Raw genomic sequence first — 19,352 nt, 5'->3', positions numbered from 1 at the left:
CTCAATCCCTCCTTCGCAAACTACAATCTCGGATCAATCGGCTCCGATTCCAGCGATAGCGCGGCAAGGACGCATTCATGAATACGATCTACCGTATCCTTGCGGACAAAACGTTCCACGCCTTCCACACCAAGCGCTCCTTCCATCAGGGCATGACGCTCCTTTTTGTTCGTTCGACGCTGCTTCAGACGTTTTAAATTCTCAGGGGCAAGATAATCCATACCGTAAATGATGTGCAAGTACTTCCGGCCTCTCACCTTGATTGCAGGTTGAATCATCTTGTCCCGATTTTTCATCAAAAAGCGTTCCGGCTTGATCACAATCCCCTCATGACCATCCTCTGTCATCTCGTTCCACCAGCGAATGACCTCTTCCTCGCTTGCTTCGTCCGTAATAACGCGATACTCTGTCTCCATAAACAGGGAAGACAGCCCAGCCAGCTCCCGGTTTTGCTCCATATGCCAAATATGAGAATGGTCGAAAAAAGTCTTTCCGCTGTGTGCCAGCGTATGGAACGGTGCGATACGAATTTCATCTAGACCGTCCACATCCCAGCAATATTTTTGAAAAGCCTCTTGAAACGTTACAGCATTCGCGTACTTCTGTTCCATTTCCTCCAACCAGTCTCCAACCTCTCGACCTGCAACCTTCGCCTGCTTCAGCTTGTCTACCAGCTTACTGCGATCCAGCAGAGCTGCTTCCCCCACATGGGCATACTGTGCAGCAATCAGTTCCCGAGCCTTGAGATTCCACGGTACAATTTCCGCATCCAGCAACACAAAATCCGTCTGGTTCCGTTCAAAATATCCAGCCGTCTGTAGATCCACATTCAGCTTTTCCAGCACTTGCTTCCCAAGGCTTTGTTCAAAGAAAGCTCTCCCGCTCCGACTGTAAATCGTGCCCAATGTCGGGTAGCCTACATATTGAACAGCAGCCTGTTCGTTTTTGAATAATAGCAAAATAGCCCGGCTACCCATATGTTTTTTCTCGGCAACCATCGTTTGTACTCCTTGTCCACGATAATAAGCTAGCGCCTCACGGGGATGCTCCAGATATCCTGCCTCTGCAGACACCGCTGGAGCAGGACTCATCGTCGGTGGAATATACACCAGCTCCTCCATGGGTACAGTTACATGTGACACGGTATCTATAGCGGATTTGATCCATTCTCCTTGTACGCGCACTTCGCCATACGATTCCGTCAGCACACTGTAACCAGCGATGAGCTTGCGTAAATTCGGCGGGGAAAACCGTTTTCTCTGCCACCGGACAAGTGGGCTATCGGGATCATTCGCATAGTTCTCATGTGCCGGAACACTGACAAATTCCTTTTCCGGATAACGATAAGCGGTCAGCATACCGCCAAATACCACACCCTGATCAATATTCACCGTCTGATTCACAAGGGTAGGCTGCGGTCTCGGATCATGTCCCCATACTACTATTTCTCCCGATTCATGGTCTACGAACCAATCCTTGCGAATCGGTTTTCCGTTCGCATCCTGTCCTTCCGTATCTCCATAACGGCAATAATCAGAAATACGTGCCGACTGTTTGCCAATAAAATGATCCTTAATCCCGGCATGAGCCACGACCACGTGTCGCAATCCATTTCTGCCAAAAATAAGATGAGAGGGTGCATGTAGCAGAAAATCTCTCAACTCACTTCTAAGCTGTTCCGCCGCTGCCTTGCCCGCTTTTTGTTCATATTGGGCCAGTTCCTCTGCAAATCGTTCATCGCCATGACTGAGAGTCACCTTTCTTCCATCGAGGTAACGCCCGATTTTCCAGCCATGATTGCTGTCAATCATATACGCTAGTCCGGCATCCACGTGCTTTTTCCAGAACTGCACCGCTTGTAACGATTCTGGGCCACGGCTCATCACATCCCCGACAGATACCAGTCTTCTGCCATCTGGATGATGGTATAGTCCTTCCGTATCTTCCGTATATCCTAGCCGCTCTATCACTTCCAGCATCTCACGATAGCACCCATGGATATCACCAATGATGTCAATACCTGAGCCAATCTCATGAAACAGTGGCTGCGCACGGCGGACAAAATTCATTTCTTCTATATCCTTAAGGATATAGCAAGCGTTAAAGCCTTCCTCACGGATACCACGCAGGTTCCGCTTTAACAGCTGTGCCTGTTGCTTGACCCGTTGGCGGCCACGCGGATGCTCCCTGCCTAAATCCCGTTCCAGCAGCACAGCTTCGGGTACATCCAGTACCCAGGCCATAACAGGAACATGCGCCTTGGCTGCCAGCTGTACATATTTTTGACGGTCCTCAGCATACAAATGGGTGGCATCCACAACCGTCAGTTTATTCAAGCGACAGCGCATAGCCAGAATCGTATCCATCGCCTCAAACGCCTTGGCTGACATTTGCTGATACTCATAGAACAGTACGTCCGATTCCAGCCTTGGAAGTCCACTCCAGTCTATAAATTCCGTATCTCCGACCAGCTTGCGAAAATGATCCGAGGATACCACTTCTGTCTCCAGTAGAATCCCTTCGCTCACCAGCCTGTCCAATAATGTAGTTTTGCCACTGTTGGAGGCCCCAACCAACACAACCAGTCCAGCATGCGGTAAATGAATCGTATGTTTGGATGAATTGCTCATGCTTCCTTCTGCTCCTTTCTGCGCGTAAATATAGCCATTTGGGTCGGTTGTCCAAAGCCTTCGACCTCTTCTCCGATCCCCTTCAGCGCTACCGAATAAGGAGCTTCCGCAATCCACTGCTCACATCGTTCCTGAAACTCGCTTCTACTCCATTCAAAACGGTGATCGCCATGCCGTAGCTCTTGCTGATTCATACGATACACTTCATTATATTCACGATTGGGAGTCGTCACGATCAGCACGCCCGGCTGATACTCCGTCACAATTGTCTTCATCACCCGGTTCAGACGATGCTCATCCACATGCTCAATGACCTCACATAGAATCATCACATCTTTGCCCCGCAATTGTTCGTCATAATAAAAGAGAGAGCCCATCATGGGTGTAGGGCTGATCGCGTCGGCATGCCTTTCCAGCTTGGCAAAACGCTCCATGGCTCTCACTTGTGCATACGCAGACGGCTCGACCGCCCAAATCTCTTCAATGCCCGTCATTCGGGCCATCCGAGCCGATAGCTTCCCTTCCCCTGAACCAAAATCTACGATTTTCTGTCTTCGAGGCAGCTTGCGAATCACGTCCATAATGGCTTGATATCGCAGTTCATTCAGCCGTACAGTAGGCTGCTGCTTCCCTTCCTCCTGTGGCTGTTCTTGCTGTTGAACCTGTTCGTGCTTATCCTTTTGAGCTTGGACAGTATCCTTTTCAATGTGTTTTTTTGTACCTGTTGTTTCAGCAGAATCAGATTGCTCAAATTGCTCAATCAAATTGGTAAAACGAAGCGTGCGTCGAATGATCAGCTCGCGTAGTGGATGCTCTGGCAGCCAGCCTTCTCCGTAACGTCTCAGCTTGTCAAACTCTTCTTCACTAATATAGTAGTGCTTATAATTATCCAGCACCGGAATCAACAGCAATAACTGACGAAGCGCATACTGCACTGTCTGATGACCACTTAATGTGACATATCTGACGGTGCTTCGATTTTTCAGCTGAAAAGAATAGTCCGCTTCCCCTCGTTCTATAGCCACTTGATAACCCAGCGGAGCAAATAGTCCTTCCACCACAGAATCCGGCAAATCCGAAGCAATGGGCCCAAACGATAACTCCAGCGCAAAAGGGTGCGTCACCCATCCTACATAGTCTTCCTTGGGTTTGCCGTTCAGGGCCGTGCCAAGCGAGCCACGAATATAAGTGCAAAATAAGCTGCTGGTTACAAACTCCCGGTCATTAATATATTGTGTAATGTCATAGCTGTCTGGACTGTTTTTGACCAAATCTATCGAATCTGGCGAGGCCTGAATGACGATCTCAGCCTCTTCCTCGGTAAAAACGGTGTACACCATGCGTACACGTGCGCCTTTTTCTGTGCGATCATACGTATTGTAAGGATTCTTAGCAAGCAAATGCGAAATCATCCCTGCATGGGTTCCAGTTGCTTTTAGCGTGATGTGCATACTCGACTTCTCCTTCCCAGCTTATGCTTTCCATACTTCATTCACCGCAGCGCGGAACAAATCATCCAACTGCTGATCCCGTCCACTCTCCACATGCTGAAGCAAGGGCGCCTTTTGTTCAAAATAAGCAATTTGCTGCTGGATAAAATCATTCACCACCGAAAGCTGTGGCTCCATATCCAGTTCCTCGCCCGCTTTTTTACGTTGCAGCAAATGCCCGATCACCTGATAAAGTTCTGTATCTGACGGAATTAATTCCTCTAGCAAGTCTCCAAATTCAATCAGAGGCATGCTGTTGTAACGTTCAATCCAGCCACAGGCCAAAAGTGGGCGTAGTACATAAAAGTACTTTTTAATTTTCACCTGTTCTCCTTGCAAATAATCCCGATAGTTTCCTCGCGCCATATTCAGATAATGGTACATACAGGACTTCGGAGAGAAGGTTAACGGCGATATCGCACGAATCTGGGCAGCCACTGAATACTGCTCCAGATAGGGAATCGGAGATTGCAGCCATTCCAGCAAAGGCGGATTGGATTTACGAAACAAATGGAGTGCCTTTTTCAAATCCCAGCCGTTCATATCCAGCAAATTGCTGATTGGCCGCTCAATCACATCCCGCTTATCAAAAATAGACAAATACCATTCTATGGGTCTTACATAGATAAATCGTACATCATAGTCACTGTCCTGTGAAGGAAACCCCCATGCCCGACTGCCTGATTCACAGGCGTATATAATACGTATTTGCTCCTCCTGCTCCAACGCGCGCAGCTCACGCAAAATCGTTTCGCGCATTTCTGGTTGAATGGAACCCTGCCCATGCTTCACATCTGTCATGTTGTTCCCTCCCTTATCATTAAAGTATTTCCCGAATCTGTTCTCTAATCGACTCATCCGTTTCACCTATTAATAAGCGGCGAAGACGCATAGCCGTTTCCTCTCCCGTCCAAACATGTTGCATCACCCTTCTGTTATGTATTGCTTCTTATTTCATCGTGCTATCTTATATCCCTATGATGCTTTACTTTGGAAGTCGTGAACATGGTGGAAGTATTACAAAGATGAATAAATTCCCTTTTTCCTGCATCCCTTCCCTGTTAGAATAAAGGGATACTTGCTTTCGGAGAACGGCAACAGAAACGGGGAATGCATCATGGCGAGAGAGAGTTTTGATAAAGAAATTCAATTCCTGCGCATGCTCACACTGACCAGCGGCGCTTATAATCGGCAGCAATTTGCAGACAGACTGGGCATTTCAGTGCATACCTTTGATAAAACAATCCGGCGTCTCAAGGAAATCGTCCAATCCGTACAACAGCAGTTGCCTGAGGACCAGGGACATGATTTTAATGGGATGCTGCGCTTTAATTATTACGAATCCGCTGATCCATTACTACTATTCCTGTTTCGGGCCAAATCGCTCAAGGAATCAGAAAGCGTCCGCTTATCTCTTCTGCTGACAGCGCTACAGTCACAGCCTCTGACCACTATGGAATTGCTGGATGCTTGCTGCAACGGGCTGCCTTCCGACAGTTCGCTGCCAGATGAAAAAACGATTCGTTCCGATCTGAAATATCTGGTCGAAGTGGGCGTGGTTCGCAAGGAACCCGGCGGCAGACCTTACCGCTATGCTGTCCGCAACGATTTGGTGACAGGACTGACGGACGAGGAATTACTGGACTTATATGATTTTGTAGACATTATGGCCAACACCCAGCTTCCCTCTGTTCAGGGATATCTGTTGCGAGATCATCTAAAAAAAGCTATGCGCCGTCAAGCCGGAGATCGGGATATGATTGAACCTTTTTTATATAAATACCACTATTATTCACGCATTCTGGACGAAGCCCATATTCATCCGCTTCTGCATGCCATTCGGCAACGTCGCTGTGTAACTTTTTTATATTTTTCGACATCTAAACGAAGCATGTACGGGTCACAGAACACAAACCCGCTGTTTGAAAAAGAGACGGAGGGCCGTGAACATACCATTCTTCCCCTGCAAGTCATCTATGATCATCAATATGGACGTTGGTATGTTCTTGGTCATGTAGGCGGTAAAGGAATCATGAAGTTTCGTATGGAGGGCATGACTCAATTGGTGGAGGGCAAGCCTGTACCAGAGCAGTTTCATGCCGATCTGCTAGCGGTGTTGGAAGAAAAAATGCGGTACAGCTGGCTTGTTGATACCGGTCGTCCTGTGAAGGTACGGGTACGTTTTTTTAATCCTGAGGGCGCGAAGCGCAACTTTATTCGGGAACGTGTGCTGTCACAGGGACAGTGGGGTACGATTGCGGAGGAAGAAAGTGAATCCTTTATCTATGAAATCACAGTGAATGGAATCACCGAGATTAAGCCGTGGATTCGCAGCTTTGGGTCAAGCTGTGAGGTATTGGAGCCCCAGCGGCTGCGTAAGGAATTCAGACAGGAATGGAAGGAGCTGCAAGCCTATTATGAGCCTGTTCGAGAAAATATTTAACTATCAGATCGTCTCTCGGCTGGATGAATCGGGCGCTTTTGCTACCACATCGCAGGAAAGAGTCTGGCTCCAATCTATGCTGACAGACTCGGCAGCAATAGAGGCTTTCACCCCGTCTACGCTTGACAAGCTTCGGCAGATGCTCGCAGACGACGAGCCGCTGGAGGCCGATGGAAGTTTGCGGGAAAAAGCAGGTATCCCTGCTGTCTCGGTATATCATCCACTCCTGCGTGAATTGCGTCCCATTCTGCGGTCCCGTTCAGGCATCTGTATGACCTACAAACTGCGCAACGGACGCATGCATGAGCAAATGTCCGGTTTTCCATATAAGCTGGAGTTCTCCATGGTCAAAAAAGAATGGAGCCTGCTGTGGTATAACCGCAGACACCGCGCGCTCATGTCTACCAAGCTGTCTAATATCGTGAACATCAGGGAAGATGAGCTTCTACCCGAAGAGGCCGAAAAATTCACCCAACGTATACTCGGCATACTGGAGTCGCGCAAAGAGCAAGGCATCATCGAAATTATTCCCATATACAACGGTGAAATGTCTCGTATTTTATATGCTTTTTCCTGCTTTGAAAAAGAGGTCGAATATGTTCAGGAAGCAGATACCTATCGTATTACGCTCACCTTCCAGGCAGACGAATGTGAATATGTGCTATCCAAAATCCGTTTCCTTGGCAAACGTGTCAAGGTCGTCCAAGGCTCCCGGCTGATCTCACGAATGAAGGAAACAACGTCCAAGGCCCTTGCACGCTACGAAGAGGAATAGCTAATGAGGCAATATGAGATGTATCCATGTAAATAGGCCCTCCCTCCGTCTGTTAATGAGACGAAGGGAGGGCCTTATTAAACTACAGTTCGTATAAACGAGGTCATACACTTACATCCACATACGCCTGCTGTAACAAACGGGTCCGAAGTACGAGTTTATGGCAAGGCTTGTCCGCGCGCACTGACATACAATTCATACCATTCCTCACGGGTCATCAGCTCGCTCTGGCGTTCCGCATCCTGACATGCCTTGATTCGTTCAGGATTGGCGCTGCCAATGACAGGCTGAATCCGTGCCGGATGTTTCATAAGCCAGCCAAGGACGATCGCTTCACGTGTCGTTTCCTTTTCAGAAGCTAGCTTCTGCACCCGTTCTGCCGTCTTAACGACATGCTCAGGCTGCCCTTCCAAAGGACCTCCGCTAAAACGTCCCTGCGCCAGCGGTCCCCAGGCTTGGAGTTGAATATCCTCGGTTTGGCAATATTCCATCAAACCTTCGCCAAAATGTACATTTGTCCCTGCCTGCTGGTTCACATGTACTGTCTGATCTACAAAATGCAGATGGGCCAGGCTCATTTCCAGCTGATTAGCGATTAGCGGCTCCGGTAGGCTCCGTTCCAGAAACCGAATTTGGCTTACATTCATATTGGAAACGCCAAAATGCCGTACTTTGCCAGATGTCTTAAGCTCGCTGAACGCCTTCGCTACTTCTTCCGGCTCTACCAGCGGATCAGGGCGATGCAGCAGCAGGATGTCCAAATATTCGGTACCCAGACGCTTCAGGATACCATCCACGGACTCCATAATATGAGCATATGAGAAATCAAAGCGGCCCGGGAGCGTACCATCTGGCAGAAAAATGCCGCATTTGGACTGAATTACGATTTGTTCACGCAAGCCCGGCTGTCCCTTTAAAATCCGGCCGAAAATCTCTTCCGCTTTCCCCATACGATAGATATCCGCATGATCGAACATCGTAATCCCAATGGATTGTGCAGCTTCTACAGCTCTTTCCGCTTCAACGACATGCTCCTGCGTAAACGGTGCATGGCTCCATTCTCCACCAAAAGGCATACAACCGAGCGCCAGCCGACTATCGGAGATTCCACGTTTCTGTAAAGGCATAATCTTCATGCTGCTCCTCCTTCATTCCTCAAAATATTCTCTGCTTCATCCACATATGAATAGTTCGTGGAACCGCTATCACACACCTATTTTACCACTTACTTACGGTCGTGTTCCACTTTGGTCCCCATCCACATCTTTTATCCGAATATCCCCATGCTCAGATAACGTTCTCCGGTATCCGGGGCAATGCAAAGTACCCGTTTGCCTGCTCCCAAACGCCGCGCTTCCTGAATCGCCGTCCATATCGTAGCTCCGCTAGAGGGACCAACCAGAATCCCTTCCTGGGCAGCAATCGCTCGTGTCATTGCTATCGCATCCTCATCGGAAACCTGCACGATTTCGTCATACACTTCCGTATTCAGCACGGTGGGAACAAAGCCTGGACTGGTGCCAACCAGCTTATGTGGACCGGGTTTTCCTCCAGATAGCACTGGCGAACCCTTCGGCTCAACTACAACAATCCGCAGATCCGGCAAATGCTGACGTAGCATTTCACCTGTTCCCGTAATGGTACCGCCCGTTCCCGAAGAAGCGACGAACACATCCAGCTTCCCTTCCGTCTGTTCCAAAATTTCCAGTGCCGTCGTCGTGCGGTGGATATCGGGATTGGCCTCATTTTCAAATTGATGCGGGATAAAGCTCCCTTCAATTTCAGCCCCCAGTTCGAGTGCCTTGCGAATCGCTCCTGGCATCCGTTCTTCCGCTGGTGTCAGTACGACCTCAGCCCCGTAGGCTTTCAGAATATTGATCCGTTCCTTCGTCATATTCGAGGGCATCACCAAAATTGCACGGTAACCCCGGGCTGCCGCATTCATCGCAAGACCAATTCCCGTGTTGCCACTCGTCGGCTCAATAATGGTGCCTCCCGGCTTTAGATGTCCTGCCTTTTCAGCCTCGGCAATCAGGTTGCCCGCCGCCCGATCTTTAACACTGCCGCTTGGATTAAAATACTCCAGCTTCACATACACTTCCGCATCCTGCGGCCCTGTGAGCCGTTGGAGTCTTACACAAGGTGTATCTCCTATTAAATCTGTAATACTATGTACCACTTTAGGTGCCATCGTTGTATCCTCCTTAGATCGTTCCTTACAGCGTCATTTACGATCTTAATATCATACTACCAAAATAACATACTTGGCTCCTTCCTACCTGTCGCTTTTGTAAATTACATAAAACTCATCAACTTAGTATGTAAAATTCTTGCAAAATGGGTCGCCAGATATCGCCTGTAATGATATACTCGCATTACTATTTTTCCAGGAGGATACAAGACACTTATGAGTAATCAAGAAAATATGACAGCAAATCGCTTTCCCCCCTCCTTGCTATGGTTGACCCTTGGTGCCTTCGCCATCGGCATGACCGAATTCGTCATTATGGGACTACTGCCCAATGTAGCCCATGATCTTCATGTTACGATTCCGCAAGCCGGGCAGTTAATCACCAGTTACGCGCTTGGTGTAGCCATTGGTGCGCCTGTGCTTACTGTATTAACCCATAAGGTTCCGCAGAAAAAGCTGCTATGCCTACTCATGACCATATTCATTTTAGGCAATCTTTTTTCCGTCATTGCTCCCAGTTACGAATTTCTGATTGCGGCCCGTATGGCTACTGCATTATCGCACGGAACCTTTTTGGGAGCCGGTTCCCTGATCGCTGCCCGACTGGTTCGTCCTGACAAGCGCGCGGGTGCCATTTCTATGGTGCTGACCGGTTTGACCGTGGCGAACATTATTGGTGTGCCCTTTGGAACCTTTATCGGACAACAACTCGGCTGGCGTGCTTCCTTTGGAGCTATTGTGGTCATCGGCTTGATTTCTCTCTTTGGTATCATTCGTTACATTCCGGTAATTCACCAGGACAAGCCTTCCAGTCTCCAACAAGAAGTCAAAAGCCTGTTGAATCCAAAAGTGCTGCTGATGCTGCTCACAGGTGCAGTCGGTTGTGGTAGTCTGTTCACTGTCTTTACGTACATTACGCCTTTGCTTACGGACATTAGTGGCTTTGCCGAACATAGCATTACCTGGATTCTCGTCCTGTTTGGTCTAGGGGTAACGATCGGCAATATCGTTGGCGGCAAGCTTGCGGATTGGAGACTACTTCCATCTCTGATCGCAAACTATGCTGTACTGGCTATTATTTTGGCCATTCTGACATTTACGCTTCAAAGCCAGGTATTGGCCGTCATTACCGTCTTTATCTGGGGCATTGCTGCGTTCGGCATCATGCCGGGTATTCAGGTTCGCATCATGAATCTGGCCTATGAGGCTCCTTTGCTTGCTTCTACCTCCAGTCATTCCGCATTGAATCTGGGTAACGCAGGCGGCGCTTTTATCGGTGGAGTCGTTATTAATCAAATGGGGTTAGCCGCTATTCCATGGGTTGCATCGCTAATCACTGTCGGCGGTCTGCTACTCATGATAGTTAGCTACATTGTGGATCGTAAGACGGCTCATACTAAAGCAACAGCGGAGATACAGTCATAGAATCGTTCTGTTTGTTGGACAGTGTACAGCTATCAACCGGAGAACAATAAATGGCGGCATATCTCTAAAAACAGCAAGTTGGACGTAAACGATTGGTTCATTTTTCATAGATTGAGGGATATTGTCCACTCTCTTCTTCTAAATTCCTCATAGTATGCATTGCAATACAAATTTACGAGGAAAGAAGTGTGTATGATGAGCCTTTTTTTTACAAACAACACGAGTAACACGATCTATGCTGCCTATGCTTATCCTGATTCCGACTGTCATCCCATGAATTATTCTAAAATGGGCTGGTATCGGCTAGAGCCTGGTGATACGAGAGAAATATGGAGCGGGTCTGTAGGGGGAACCACATTCTATTATTATGCTGAAGATCACTCCAGAAATACATGGCGTGGCACGTACCGCACACGGCTTCCGAGAAATACTAGCCATGATTTTCATTGGTGTTGGAACGATAGCAGAGGATCATCCAGACGAGTGGGGATGCGCCGACTTGCCATTGATTCATCTGTAGAAAATTACACTGTTGAGTTTAGCAGAACCAACCAAAGCTTACTCTCAACAAAGACAACTCGCAGAGCGTTACCTTCCAAATCGGAGGACTCCGGCATTAACAGAATTCCGAGAAGACCGACTCGATTTAAAAAAGGAACCCCAGTTCCAGTAAAGTCCAAACGATAAGTCAAAGAATTCGCCAATAAAAGGCGCAACCTGGTTGCAAACACTACAAAGCCCCTTTGAAAAACACAATGAACCGCAACCCGCAAGATGGACATTTTTTTAAAAAAGTGACCCCCTTGCGGGTTATTTTTATTTCACTCTGGACATTCAGACGCTTGTTGCAACCATAGTATTTTGCCTCGCCGTTCAGCTTAACCAATGATCAAAAAAGTCCCGATAGCCCTGCTTCATCACCTGACTTGAAAACTGTTCCATGGCGTATGCCTGATTTTCTGTAGAAACCCGACGCGGTGAGGCGGCAGCCATATTGACCAGCTCGAACCAGTTTTTCTCATTCCCTGAAAAAGAATGCGTAGAGCTGATATGTCCATAGCAAGGATGCTCTGGCTTCACGACAATTTTCCCCATAGCGAGCGCTTCGGTCAGCGGCATTGCGAATGTATCGAATTTAGAGCAGCTCCAATACACCTTCGCCGTGTTCATCAGTGCAAATACCTCATCTTGCGTCAACGCAAATTGAAGTTTAACATTGTCCGGGATATCGTACTTCTTCATACTTTCCTTGTAGCGTTCACCGCCAAATACCATATAGACATCCTTGTCAGGATTATGCCTCGCATACTCCAGCACCAAATCCGGACGTCGGTTCTCCTCATCTCTACCAATCCACATCACCCGGTTCTCTACCACTTGCGAGGGATCAAAATGCTTTTCCACCAGACGCTCATTAAATCCGATCGGGATGACTGTCACATCGGTAACGCCAAACTTCGAAGCCATCTCCTGCTTGAGAAACGCAGTCTGTACAATAGCCTTGTCCACGATCTGATAAAAAGGCTTCATCATCTCATAGCCTGTAAGCGCCGGATCAGGAAAACTATGCGGAAAAAGCACGCTGTTTTTAAAAAACATGTTCAAATAGGTAAAGCCAGATACCGTATAAATAACGTGCTCAATCTGCTGCTCATGGAGTTGGTCCAGTACGATGTCATAGTTGACCAGGTCTCCCTTTTCGTGCTCATAGCCCGGAAGCCAGTCATGGCTGCTCACATGGCGCTCCGGTGATACAAATACGATGTCCACCCCCAATTCCGACCCGATCTGCTTCAGGCGTTCTGCAAAAATACGTGGACCCTGCGCTTCAGCAAATTGTATTTTTCTCATGACTAAACCGACTTTTTTCATGAATATATTCCCTACCTTCTTTGGCTAACTAAACACAGTCTATGTCTTAAGCTACTATCTACATTGTTGGGCTTGTCCCCAATCCATCATTGCTGCACATTGGTTCAAACAGGCTAACGTTTCATCCAACTGGGACTCTAATTGCTCTTTTGACCATTTGTCGGCGTTTCTATGCAGGTTCGTTCCAATCCTTTGCAAATCACTTGTGATTAACAACAGCATCCAGAGCGAAAATACCACCGCAAACATGCCATATTCCAGCATAAATGCCGTTCGATCCACTCTTTTCCCTAACAGCTCCAGCTGCTCCACGTATGTGTCCAGCATACGAATACGCAATTCGGACGTCATGCGTCGGGGAAACAACGGATGGGACATATCGATCAGGTGATATACATCCCACAGCGGTGTGTTCAGATGAGCATGCTCCCAATCCAATACCATAAGCCGTTCCCCGCTCAGCGCATAGTTCCCCGGATGAAGATCACCATGAGACAGTACAACCTGCTGTGAAAAAGATACATGCTCCAGCTGTACATATATACGCAGCATCTGTTGCTTAGATAAACCCAGTGAGCTGCAAAGCTTTAACACATCCGGCTTGCGCGTATATAGCTCGGAAACCATCTCCTGAATAAGTGGCTTGGGTCCCCGTAACGGCATCCCAGCAAAACGATCCGTCGGCAAAGCATGCCACCATGCAACAAGGCCAACAGCTCGCAATAAAGTTTCGTCTGCGTGTAGATGATGTAACGAACCAAGGTCCTCAAAAACCATCCATTCTCCTCCGCCATCCGCACCTGCATCAGACCAGGCTAGCAATCGAGGATAGATCGGTGATAACGCAGGAAGCACATGCTCATACACCCATCTCTCACGCCCCTCCTGACCATCGTTGGTTAGCGGTTTAAATATATAACTTTCAGAGGATGACACGTAAAAACGTTCCACATGCCGGCCATTCGTACCTGTATATAAAATTTCACGATTCCGCACCAGCGTATCATTTAAGGTACCGTCAACATTCACATATTGATGAAAAGGATTCATAGCCACCCAACTTTTTTGTATAAAATGTAATAGCACGATCATATCACAGTCCTCGTTCCGAACGAAGCCCAGATCATCTTGGGGTAACTCGCTGCACCCAAAAAGGGGCTTGCCCAAGCAGATCACGCGACCTGTTGGCAGCCCCTTATCACATCCATACTCCTATCCTTACTCTATTCTATACCGATTAATATTGAGTATTGCCGGACTCGCTCGTATTACCAGACTTAAAGCCTTTGAACAATTGTTTCACATTGTGATAACGAGTGTTCGTAATTTTAGCTTTGCTGTTAGGACCATCCGATCTCAGGATCGAGTCCTTTACATTGGAAATATCCGAGTTATCCAAAGTCATATTCACTCTGAATGTAGAACCCCCAAGTTGGCGAACCAACTTTCCGATATCATCGGCTCTAAAGTTTTTAATGTTAATCGTGCCTTCGGCATTAATTTGGAATACTTTATCGTACGCATGGAACGCTCCACCGCCCGTAATGTTTACCGTGCCTGGTTCTTTAAGCGTCAAGGCATCTTCACCTACATCCTCCCACGTTACGTTGGAAATAGTTCCGTTGCCATATACATGCACACCATCCGCAGCAGGGGCAGCGATGGTCACATTTTTTAGTGTTGCATTATTTTCAAGCTTGAAAATAGGCTTTTGAGCCTCTTTCTGGCTTCCGTCTCCCAAGGTATCGGGATCAGCCACTACAGTCTTGCCTTTACCATCGTATACTTCTCCAGCTTTAACAAGTATGGTCTTATGAACGACTTCTGGTGCTGCATGTGCAGAATAATTGCCGACAAATAAAGCGACCAACATTCCTGATAAAGCGAGACTGATTCCCTTTTTCAATACTTTAGCTGTGTTTGTTTTCATTTCAATTCATCCCTCTCGTAGATATTTTTTATTGTTCCAATTCTTCGTTGACTAGAACGCGTAGACCGTATCACCACCTTCGTACAATGAACCCATTAACCGATACATGTCTATAAAGCATTATTATACTATTTACATATGTATACTTGGTTTTTGGTTCAAAGTAAATTCATTCTATAAATTCAGGTGCACACAAATTGTAAATAGAGCGGTTACATTTACAATTTGTATAATTCTATTATAATCCTGCTTCCAGTAATTTCAATATTTTTTTCGGCAAAATATGTGCTCTTTTTCAATTAAGTACACAATTTTGCCTTTTTTATACTTGTACAACGCTGTTTTTCAGCAATTTATGCATCACAAGACTTGAATATCTAGTCTCGTTGACTTACTCTAGATCACTATAATGGTATTCACAAGCTCTTTTCCGTCCTATACCTTATTTTTGATGTGATCTATACTATTGAATGACACGTTTGATGAACGTATAATGTATTTAGTGCTTTGAAGCGTTACATCTCAACATTACTGGTGAGAAAAGAGTGGTTATCGTGCAAAACAATAGTGAGATTCCGTTAAAAGAACAAAATATTGTGCTCATTGGCTTTATGGGTGTAGGCAAAACGACGATCGGTTCCCATCTAGCTCGCAAGCTGTATCGCGATTTCGTGGATATTGACCAGGAGATTGAACAAGAGTACAACATGCCAACAACCGAGATTTTCAAAACTTATGGAGAGAAACGTTTCCGTGAGATTGAAAAAGAGCATATTTTGAAGCTGTGCAGCAACACACGCCTTAAAATCATTTCCGTTGGCGGTGGTGCATTTTTACAGGAAGAGGTGAAACAAGCTTGTTTGGCTTCATCGATTGTTTTCTTCTTGGATTTGAATTGGGATTCCTGGAAAGATCGGCTTAAGATGCTGATTGACACCCGCCCCAATCTACAAAACAAGACTTTAGGGGAAATTGAGGATCTTTTCCGTTCCAGACAGGACATTTACGCGGTGAATCACTCCAAGATCGATACGGATCAGTTGGATGCGGAAGAAGTCGCAGACTATATTATTCAAACGCTGAATCTAGGTTGGGAGTTATATGAACCTACTCGCGGATTGAATTAAGAGTTACACCAAAAAGGAGGGCTCCAGCATGCTTACCGCATGGGGCCCTCCTTTTTGGTTCACTACGGATATATTACTGACTGGCGAGTAATGCTATCCATCTTTTAAGAATGGCTATGCAGCACCGTCAATATCTCTCTCAGTTCAGTGACAGGAATCTGCCCCGGAGCGGAAGCTTTCTTAGCAGCACCAAAGGTCAGAGCCGAACCAAACAGTTCTCCGGTCAGGCGGCTCACGACACCTTTCCCCGCCATCGACATCGTAATAATCGGCCGATCTGCATGCTCTTCTGCCATGGTACGTGTGGCATCCAGCAAAGTGAGAACATCGGCTGTATTGGTCGGCATCACTGCTATCTTAGGCAGATCGCCTCCCAATTCCTGCGCCTTGCGTAACCGGGACACAATCTCCTCCTTCGACGGCGTCTTATGAAAATCATGATTAGATATAATCACATATACGTTATGCTTATGTGCTGCTTCTACCAGCGTCTTCACATCAGCTTCCTCATTAAAAAGCTCTACATCAATAAGTTCAACTTGTCCCGTTTCGGCTACTGTACGGTTCAAATCCACATAACTCGCCGCACTGATTTCCTTTTCTCCGCCTTCCCGAGCGCTACGGAACGTAAATACGAGCGGAATATTTGCTAAAATAGACCGAATTTCATGTAAGGCAGCTTTCACCTTTTCCAAATCCTCCACATGCTCGAAAAAATCGACTCTCCACTCCACGATATCCAGGTCGAGCGTACGCAAATAAGTAGCCTCTTCCTTCAACTGCTCCAACGTTTCTCCCACCATGGGCACACAAATTTTTGGCGCTCCTTCACCGATCAGAACATCTCTCACCTTTACGATTTTAGCCATCTCTATCTCACTCCCAAATTACAGTTTCAAGTCGAACATGTACAATAATTCATAGTATAACGCATTCTGAATAAGCATGCAGATGATTAGGTCCTGTCGTCATTTATTTGGTATCCAGTACGATTTTAGGGGACAATTTGCGACTTGCTGGAAAAACTAAACTGTACCGAAAATTAACAAACACCGCCAGTACGATCCCTAGCACATTCACAATAATAGCTAGCATAAAAACACTCGGTATCTGAGAATGTTTCAAAAGAAAGCCTGTAAACACAGGAATGACCGTGTATGACAGCGAGGTTGCTGTATAAACAAACCCGGTAATCTGTCCTTTACGTTGACTAAAAAATTCACTCATTACGGTTAACGTCAGCTGGAGTACACCCGATATTGAAAACCCAATGACACTCGCACAAATAATGGCCGCCGCCCCTGACTTGAAAAGAAGAAGCGCTCCAAAAGCCAACAAGGAAATACATGGATAAATAAGAATAATGTGAACAGGTTTAACCCATTTTCTTAACACAATTACCAATACAAACACGGAAATCAGTGAACCGACATTGTAATAAACTAATAATCTGAGAGACACTGATTCGGTCATACCGATAAACTGTTGTCCAAAAGTAGGCAGCCATAATTGCACAATATAAAGCAAGGTAGGTCCCGTAAATCCGAGCAAGATAAGACATAGCCCCTCCTGCCAAAACCGCGGCTTACTCCGGTCATTTGTCTCCAATTTTCCCGTTTGCTCAGCGCTTGATACAGAAGTATCACCAACTGGCTTCTTGGGTGACTGAACCCGCATGTCTGGGAACTTCATCTTGAACAAGTAAATTGCATTTAAAGCAAATATGAGGGCTGGTAAAAAGAAAGAGAACCCGTAGAAAATGTCGTGATTCATAAAAAAGATAATCATTAACGGCAAAAATGCCGCCCCGACGGATATAAAACCTCTCACCAACACTGTAGCCGAACCAGAGGATTGGGGGAAAGCTTCGATCAGCGCTGGATAAGTACCTGAATCAAGAAAAGAATTCGCTACACCTGCCAGCACTGCCAGTACGATCGCCATCTCAAAGCTGGGACTCAGCGGTATACCGACCAAGAATACAGCCATCAGTAGCCCTGCTGCCACAATAAACCGCTTACGACCATAACGGTCGGAGAGCACGCCGGATATGTACAGCGTAAACAGCCTGCCAAATCCCATCGCAGAAACCAAGAGACTGATGCCCGCCTGATCTGTATGCAAATGCTCTGTTAAAAAAGACATGTGGGACGCTAGCATAATATTAAACATGCCGAACAAAAGATAGTTTACATAAAGGCCTGTCGCCACTAGAAAAGAAGAACGTTTCATCATGAATTCACCTGCTTTTGTAAGTAAGTCTTGTAGTATTAAAAATGTGAATCATTTCACATTACCTGTGTCGATGATGAAGTATAGAACACATTTTAAGATTTATCAAGTTTAAATATTGCGGGACCTCAGCCTAGACGCGCTGATGCGTTTTCAGATAGAACTCCTTGCCGTAACTTAGTGCAAAGTTCCGAAAGTCCACTACTGCCGGGGATAAATATCTATTTTTGATGCTGGCTAGGTAGATAAAACGCTCGTATTCTGGATTTACAATAGGCAATGTTTTGACGTTAAAATAATCTAACGATGAAATGCGAGGCATAACCCCAATTCCGTAATTGACAGACACCAGTCCTGCCATTGCTGTATCCTCTTCAATCTCGCAAATAATCTGTGGCGTAACACCCGCTTTGGCGAACAAATTTTCAATAATGGGCCGCACCCCACTCTTTTTGTTGAAGAAGATTACCGGATAATCTGCCGTATCCTTGAGATCAATTTGGTCTAGAGTCGCCAGTGGATGTTCAGGCGAAACAATGACAACCAGTTCCTGCTGAGCCAACGGAATAAACTCCACATCCGGTTCATTTTCCATGTGAGAGCAGAACGCCACATCATAATGTTCCTGCTTTAGCCCCTGGATAATATCGTTCGTATTCCCTTGGTGAAACGAAAAGGAGATATCTTTACGGGCATCCAGAGCTGAAAAGGCTTGAATAATCGCTGGAATGAAATGCGAGCCTAACGTGTAAATGAACGCTAAATCTATATTTCCATGGCTTGGACTCACTAACTCTCGTAAATTATGCTCTCCCTTTTCTAATTCATCCATCGCGTGCTCCACATACTTTAGGAAAAATCGTCCGTATTTGTTTAACCGAATATTTCTCCCCTGCTTCTCGAACAGATGAACTCCCAAATCTTTTTCTAATTCTGAAATCGCATGACTTAAACTGGGTTGAGTAATACATAGCCGCACAGCTGCCTGGGTAAAATGCTCCATCTCCGCAAGTACACGAAAATATTGTAAGTGCTTCAGGTTCATAATGATGTACTCTCCTTCTTTAATTCATATTTTAAATTATAGACCCAAACTATGAAAAACGATAAAAATATGCATTGGATTTATAATAACACTCCTTATATAATAATGACATAGAAAGAATGTGAATAATTTCACTTATCTGTAGGCGTAATGTAATACAGCTGGACGATGCCTACCTAGGCCATTGATCTA

Annotated in this window: 16 protein-coding genes and 1 pseudogene; 6 read left to right on the top strand and 11 right to left on the bottom strand. The window is 46.2% G+C overall.

Annotated features, from left to right (window positions below; all coding sequences use genetic code 11):
• Positions 1-20: 20 nt before the first annotated feature.
• From WA407_RS19410 to WA407_RS19400, 3 genes are read right to left on the bottom strand one after another with little or no spacing between them, the layout of a single operon-like run.
• The gene (locus WA407_RS19410; protein WP_336078168.1) at positions 21-2,630 is read right to left on the bottom strand and encodes a polynucleotide kinase-phosphatase; all 2,610 of its coding nucleotides are present in this window, start codon (positions 2,628-2,630) and stop codon (positions 21-23) included.
• The gene (locus WA407_RS19405) at positions 2,627-4,081 is read right to left on the bottom strand and encodes a 3' terminal RNA ribose 2'-O-methyltransferase Hen1 (RefSeq protein ID WP_235307389.1); all 1,455 of its coding nucleotides are present in this window, start codon (positions 4,079-4,081) and stop codon (positions 2,627-2,629) included. The genes WA407_RS19410 and WA407_RS19405 overlap by 4 nt, the downstream gene beginning before the upstream one ends.
• A 21-nt stretch (positions 4,082-4,102) precedes the next feature.
• Entirely contained in the window at positions 4,103-4,921 is an 819-nt protein-coding gene (locus WA407_RS19400; RefSeq protein ID WP_336078167.1) for a nucleotidyltransferase domain-containing protein, read from the bottom strand.
• 316 nt (positions 4,922-5,237) lie between these two features.
• On the opposite strand from WA407_RS19400, the gene WA407_RS19395 reads away from it, so the two are divergent.
• On the top strand, positions 5,238-6,563 hold the full coding sequence (locus WA407_RS19395; protein ID WP_336078166.1) for a helix-turn-helix transcriptional regulator: 1,326 nt from the start codon (positions 5,238-5,240) through the stop codon (positions 6,561-6,563).
• A complete protein-coding gene (locus tag WA407_RS19390) occupies positions 6,538-7,338 on the top strand; it encodes a WYL domain-containing protein (RefSeq protein WP_336078165.1) in 801 nt (266 codons plus the stop codon). The genes WA407_RS19395 and WA407_RS19390 overlap by 26 nt, the downstream gene beginning before the upstream one ends.
• A gap of 158 nt (positions 7,339-7,496) precedes the next feature.
• On the opposite strand, the gene WA407_RS19385 is transcribed toward WA407_RS19390, so the two are convergent.
• Together WA407_RS19385 and cysK are read right to left on the bottom strand one after the other, a co-directional pair.
• The gene (locus WA407_RS19385) at positions 7,497-8,474 is read right to left on the bottom strand and encodes an aldo/keto reductase (protein WP_254329638.1); all 978 of its coding nucleotides are present in this window, start codon (positions 8,472-8,474) and stop codon (positions 7,497-7,499) included.
• A 131-nt stretch (positions 8,475-8,605) separates the two neighbouring features.
• Positions 8,606-9,529, bottom strand: coding sequence for a cysteine synthase A (gene cysK, locus WA407_RS19380; protein WP_254329637.1), 924 nt, complete (start codon positions 9,527-9,529; stop codon positions 8,606-8,608).
• Positions 9,530-9,745: 216 nt separating this feature from the next.
• Between cysK and WA407_RS19375 the strand changes: the two genes are divergently transcribed.
• The 3 genes and pseudogenes from WA407_RS19375 to WA407_RS19370 all read left to right on the top strand — a co-directional run bounded on the left by WA407_RS19375 (position 9,746) and on the right by WA407_RS19370 (position 11,474).
• Positions 9,746-10,954, top strand: a complete 1,209-nt coding sequence (locus WA407_RS19375) for an MFS transporter (protein ID WP_254329636.1) — start codon at positions 9,746-9,748, stop codon at positions 10,952-10,954.
• A gap of 192 nt (positions 10,955-11,146) precedes the next feature.
• Positions 11,147-11,302: pseudogene (locus tag WA407_RS26780) on the top strand (DUF1036 domain-containing protein); the annotation flags it as partial.
• Between the two features lie 19 nt (positions 11,303-11,321).
• Positions 11,322-11,474, top strand: a complete 153-nt coding sequence (locus WA407_RS19370; RefSeq protein ID WP_250267512.1) for a hypothetical protein — start codon at positions 11,322-11,324, stop codon at positions 11,472-11,474.
• Positions 11,475-11,827: 353 nt separating this feature from the next.
• On the opposite strand, the gene WA407_RS19365 is transcribed toward WA407_RS19370, so the two are convergent.
• The 3 genes from WA407_RS19365 to WA407_RS19355 all read right to left on the bottom strand — a co-directional run bounded on the left by WA407_RS19365 (position 11,828) and on the right by WA407_RS19355 (position 14,756).
• Complete coding sequence (locus WA407_RS19365) at positions 11,828-12,826, bottom strand: glycosyltransferase (protein ID WP_336078164.1); 999 nt, start codon at positions 12,824-12,826, stop codon at positions 11,828-11,830.
• A 54-nt stretch (positions 12,827-12,880) separates the two neighbouring features.
• Positions 12,881-13,918, bottom strand: a complete 1,038-nt coding sequence (locus WA407_RS19360) for an aminoglycoside phosphotransferase family protein (protein ID WP_254329634.1) — start codon at positions 13,916-13,918, stop codon at positions 12,881-12,883.
• 145 nt (positions 13,919-14,063) lie between these two features.
• Positions 14,064-14,756 (bottom strand): pectate lyase, encoded by a 693-nt coding sequence (locus tag WA407_RS19355; protein WP_235307372.1) that lies wholly within the window; start codon positions 14,754-14,756, stop codon positions 14,064-14,066.
• A gap of 554 nt (positions 14,757-15,310) precedes the next feature.
• On the opposite strand from WA407_RS19355, the gene WA407_RS19350 reads away from it, so the two are divergent.
• Positions 15,311-15,883: a shikimate kinase gene (locus WA407_RS19350; RefSeq protein WP_029517614.1), complete on the top strand. Its 573-nt coding sequence runs from the start codon at positions 15,311-15,313 to the stop codon at positions 15,881-15,883.
• Between the two features lie 104 nt (positions 15,884-15,987).
• Here the strand turns inward: WA407_RS19350 and aroD are convergent, their stop codons facing one another.
• The 3 genes from aroD to WA407_RS19335 form a co-directional block, all read right to left on the bottom strand.
• Positions 15,988-16,752 (bottom strand): type I 3-dehydroquinate dehydratase, encoded by a 765-nt coding sequence (gene aroD / locus WA407_RS19345; RefSeq protein ID WP_254329633.1) that lies wholly within the window; start codon positions 16,750-16,752, stop codon positions 15,988-15,990.
• A 103-nt stretch (positions 16,753-16,855) separates the two neighbouring features.
• Positions 16,856-18,118, bottom strand: a complete 1,263-nt coding sequence (locus WA407_RS19340) for an MFS transporter (RefSeq protein WP_336078163.1) — start codon at positions 18,116-18,118, stop codon at positions 16,856-16,858.
• 130 nt (positions 18,119-18,248) lie between these two features.
• Positions 18,249-19,160 carry a LysR family transcriptional regulator gene (locus WA407_RS19335; protein WP_336078162.1) on the bottom strand — a complete coding sequence of 304 codons (912 nt, stop codon included), beginning with the start codon at positions 19,158-19,160 and terminating at the stop codon, positions 18,249-18,251.
• Between the last annotated feature and the right edge of the window lie 192 nt (positions 19,161-19,352).

Origin of the sequence: Paenibacillus sp. 203 (genome assembly GCF_037027525.1) — a bacterium.
GTDB lineage: Bacteria > Bacillota > Bacilli > Paenibacillales > Paenibacillaceae > Paenibacillus > Paenibacillus polymyxa_B.
The sequence above is the reverse complement of the archived record's forward strand: the minus strand, read 5'-3'. Positions and strand labels throughout refer to the sequence as shown.

Bases quoted from the DNA above. Each gene is read 5' to 3' on its own strand.
- WA407_RS19365 (WP_336078164.1), bottom strand. From the start codon at position 12,826: ATGAAAAAAGTCGGTTTAGTCATGAGAAAAATACAATTTGCTGAAGCG.
- WA407_RS19410 (WP_336078168.1), bottom strand. From the start codon at position 2,630: ATGAGCAATTCATCCAAACATACGATTCATTTACCGCATGCTGGACTG.
- WA407_RS19400 (WP_336078167.1), bottom strand. From the start codon at position 4,921: ATGACAGATGTGAAGCATGGGCAGGGTTCCATTCAACCAGAAATGCGC.
- cysK (WP_254329637.1), bottom strand. From the start codon at position 9,529: ATGGCACCTAAAGTGGTACATAGTATTACAGATTTAATAGGAGATACA.
- WA407_RS19360 (WP_254329634.1), bottom strand. From the start codon at position 13,918: ATGATCGTGCTATTACATTTTATACAAAAAAGTTGGGTGGCTATGAAT.
- WA407_RS19340 (WP_336078163.1), bottom strand. From the start codon at position 18,118: ATGATGAAACGTTCTTCTTTTCTAGTGGCGACAGGCCTTTATGTAAAC.
- aroD (WP_254329633.1), bottom strand. From the start codon at position 16,752: ATGGCTAAAATCGTAAAGGTGAGAGATGTTCTGATCGGTGAAGGAGCG.
- WA407_RS19385 (WP_254329638.1), bottom strand. From the start codon at position 8,474: ATGAAGATTATGCCTTTACAGAAACGTGGAATCTCCGATAGTCGGCTG.
- WA407_RS19355 (WP_235307372.1), bottom strand. From the start codon at position 14,756: ATGAAAACAAACACAGCTAAAGTATTGAAAAAGGGAATCAGTCTCGCT.
- WA407_RS19395 (WP_336078166.1), top strand. From the start codon at position 5,238: ATGGCGAGAGAGAGTTTTGATAAAGAAATTCAATTCCTGCGCATGCTC.
- WA407_RS19405 (WP_235307389.1), bottom strand. From the start codon at position 4,081: ATGCACATCACGCTAAAAGCAACTGGAACCCATGCAGGGATGATTTCG.
- WA407_RS19375 (WP_254329636.1), top strand. From the start codon at position 9,746: ATGAGTAATCAAGAAAATATGACAGCAAATCGCTTTCCCCCCTCCTTG.
- WA407_RS19390 (WP_336078165.1), top strand. From the start codon at position 6,538: ATGAGCCTGTTCGAGAAAATATTTAACTATCAGATCGTCTCTCGGCTG.
- WA407_RS19370 (WP_250267512.1), top strand. From the start codon at position 11,322: ATGCTGAAGATCACTCCAGAAATACATGGCGTGGCACGTACCGCACAC.
- WA407_RS19335 (WP_336078162.1), bottom strand. From the start codon at position 19,160: ATGAACCTGAAGCACTTACAATATTTTCGTGTACTTGCGGAGATGGAG.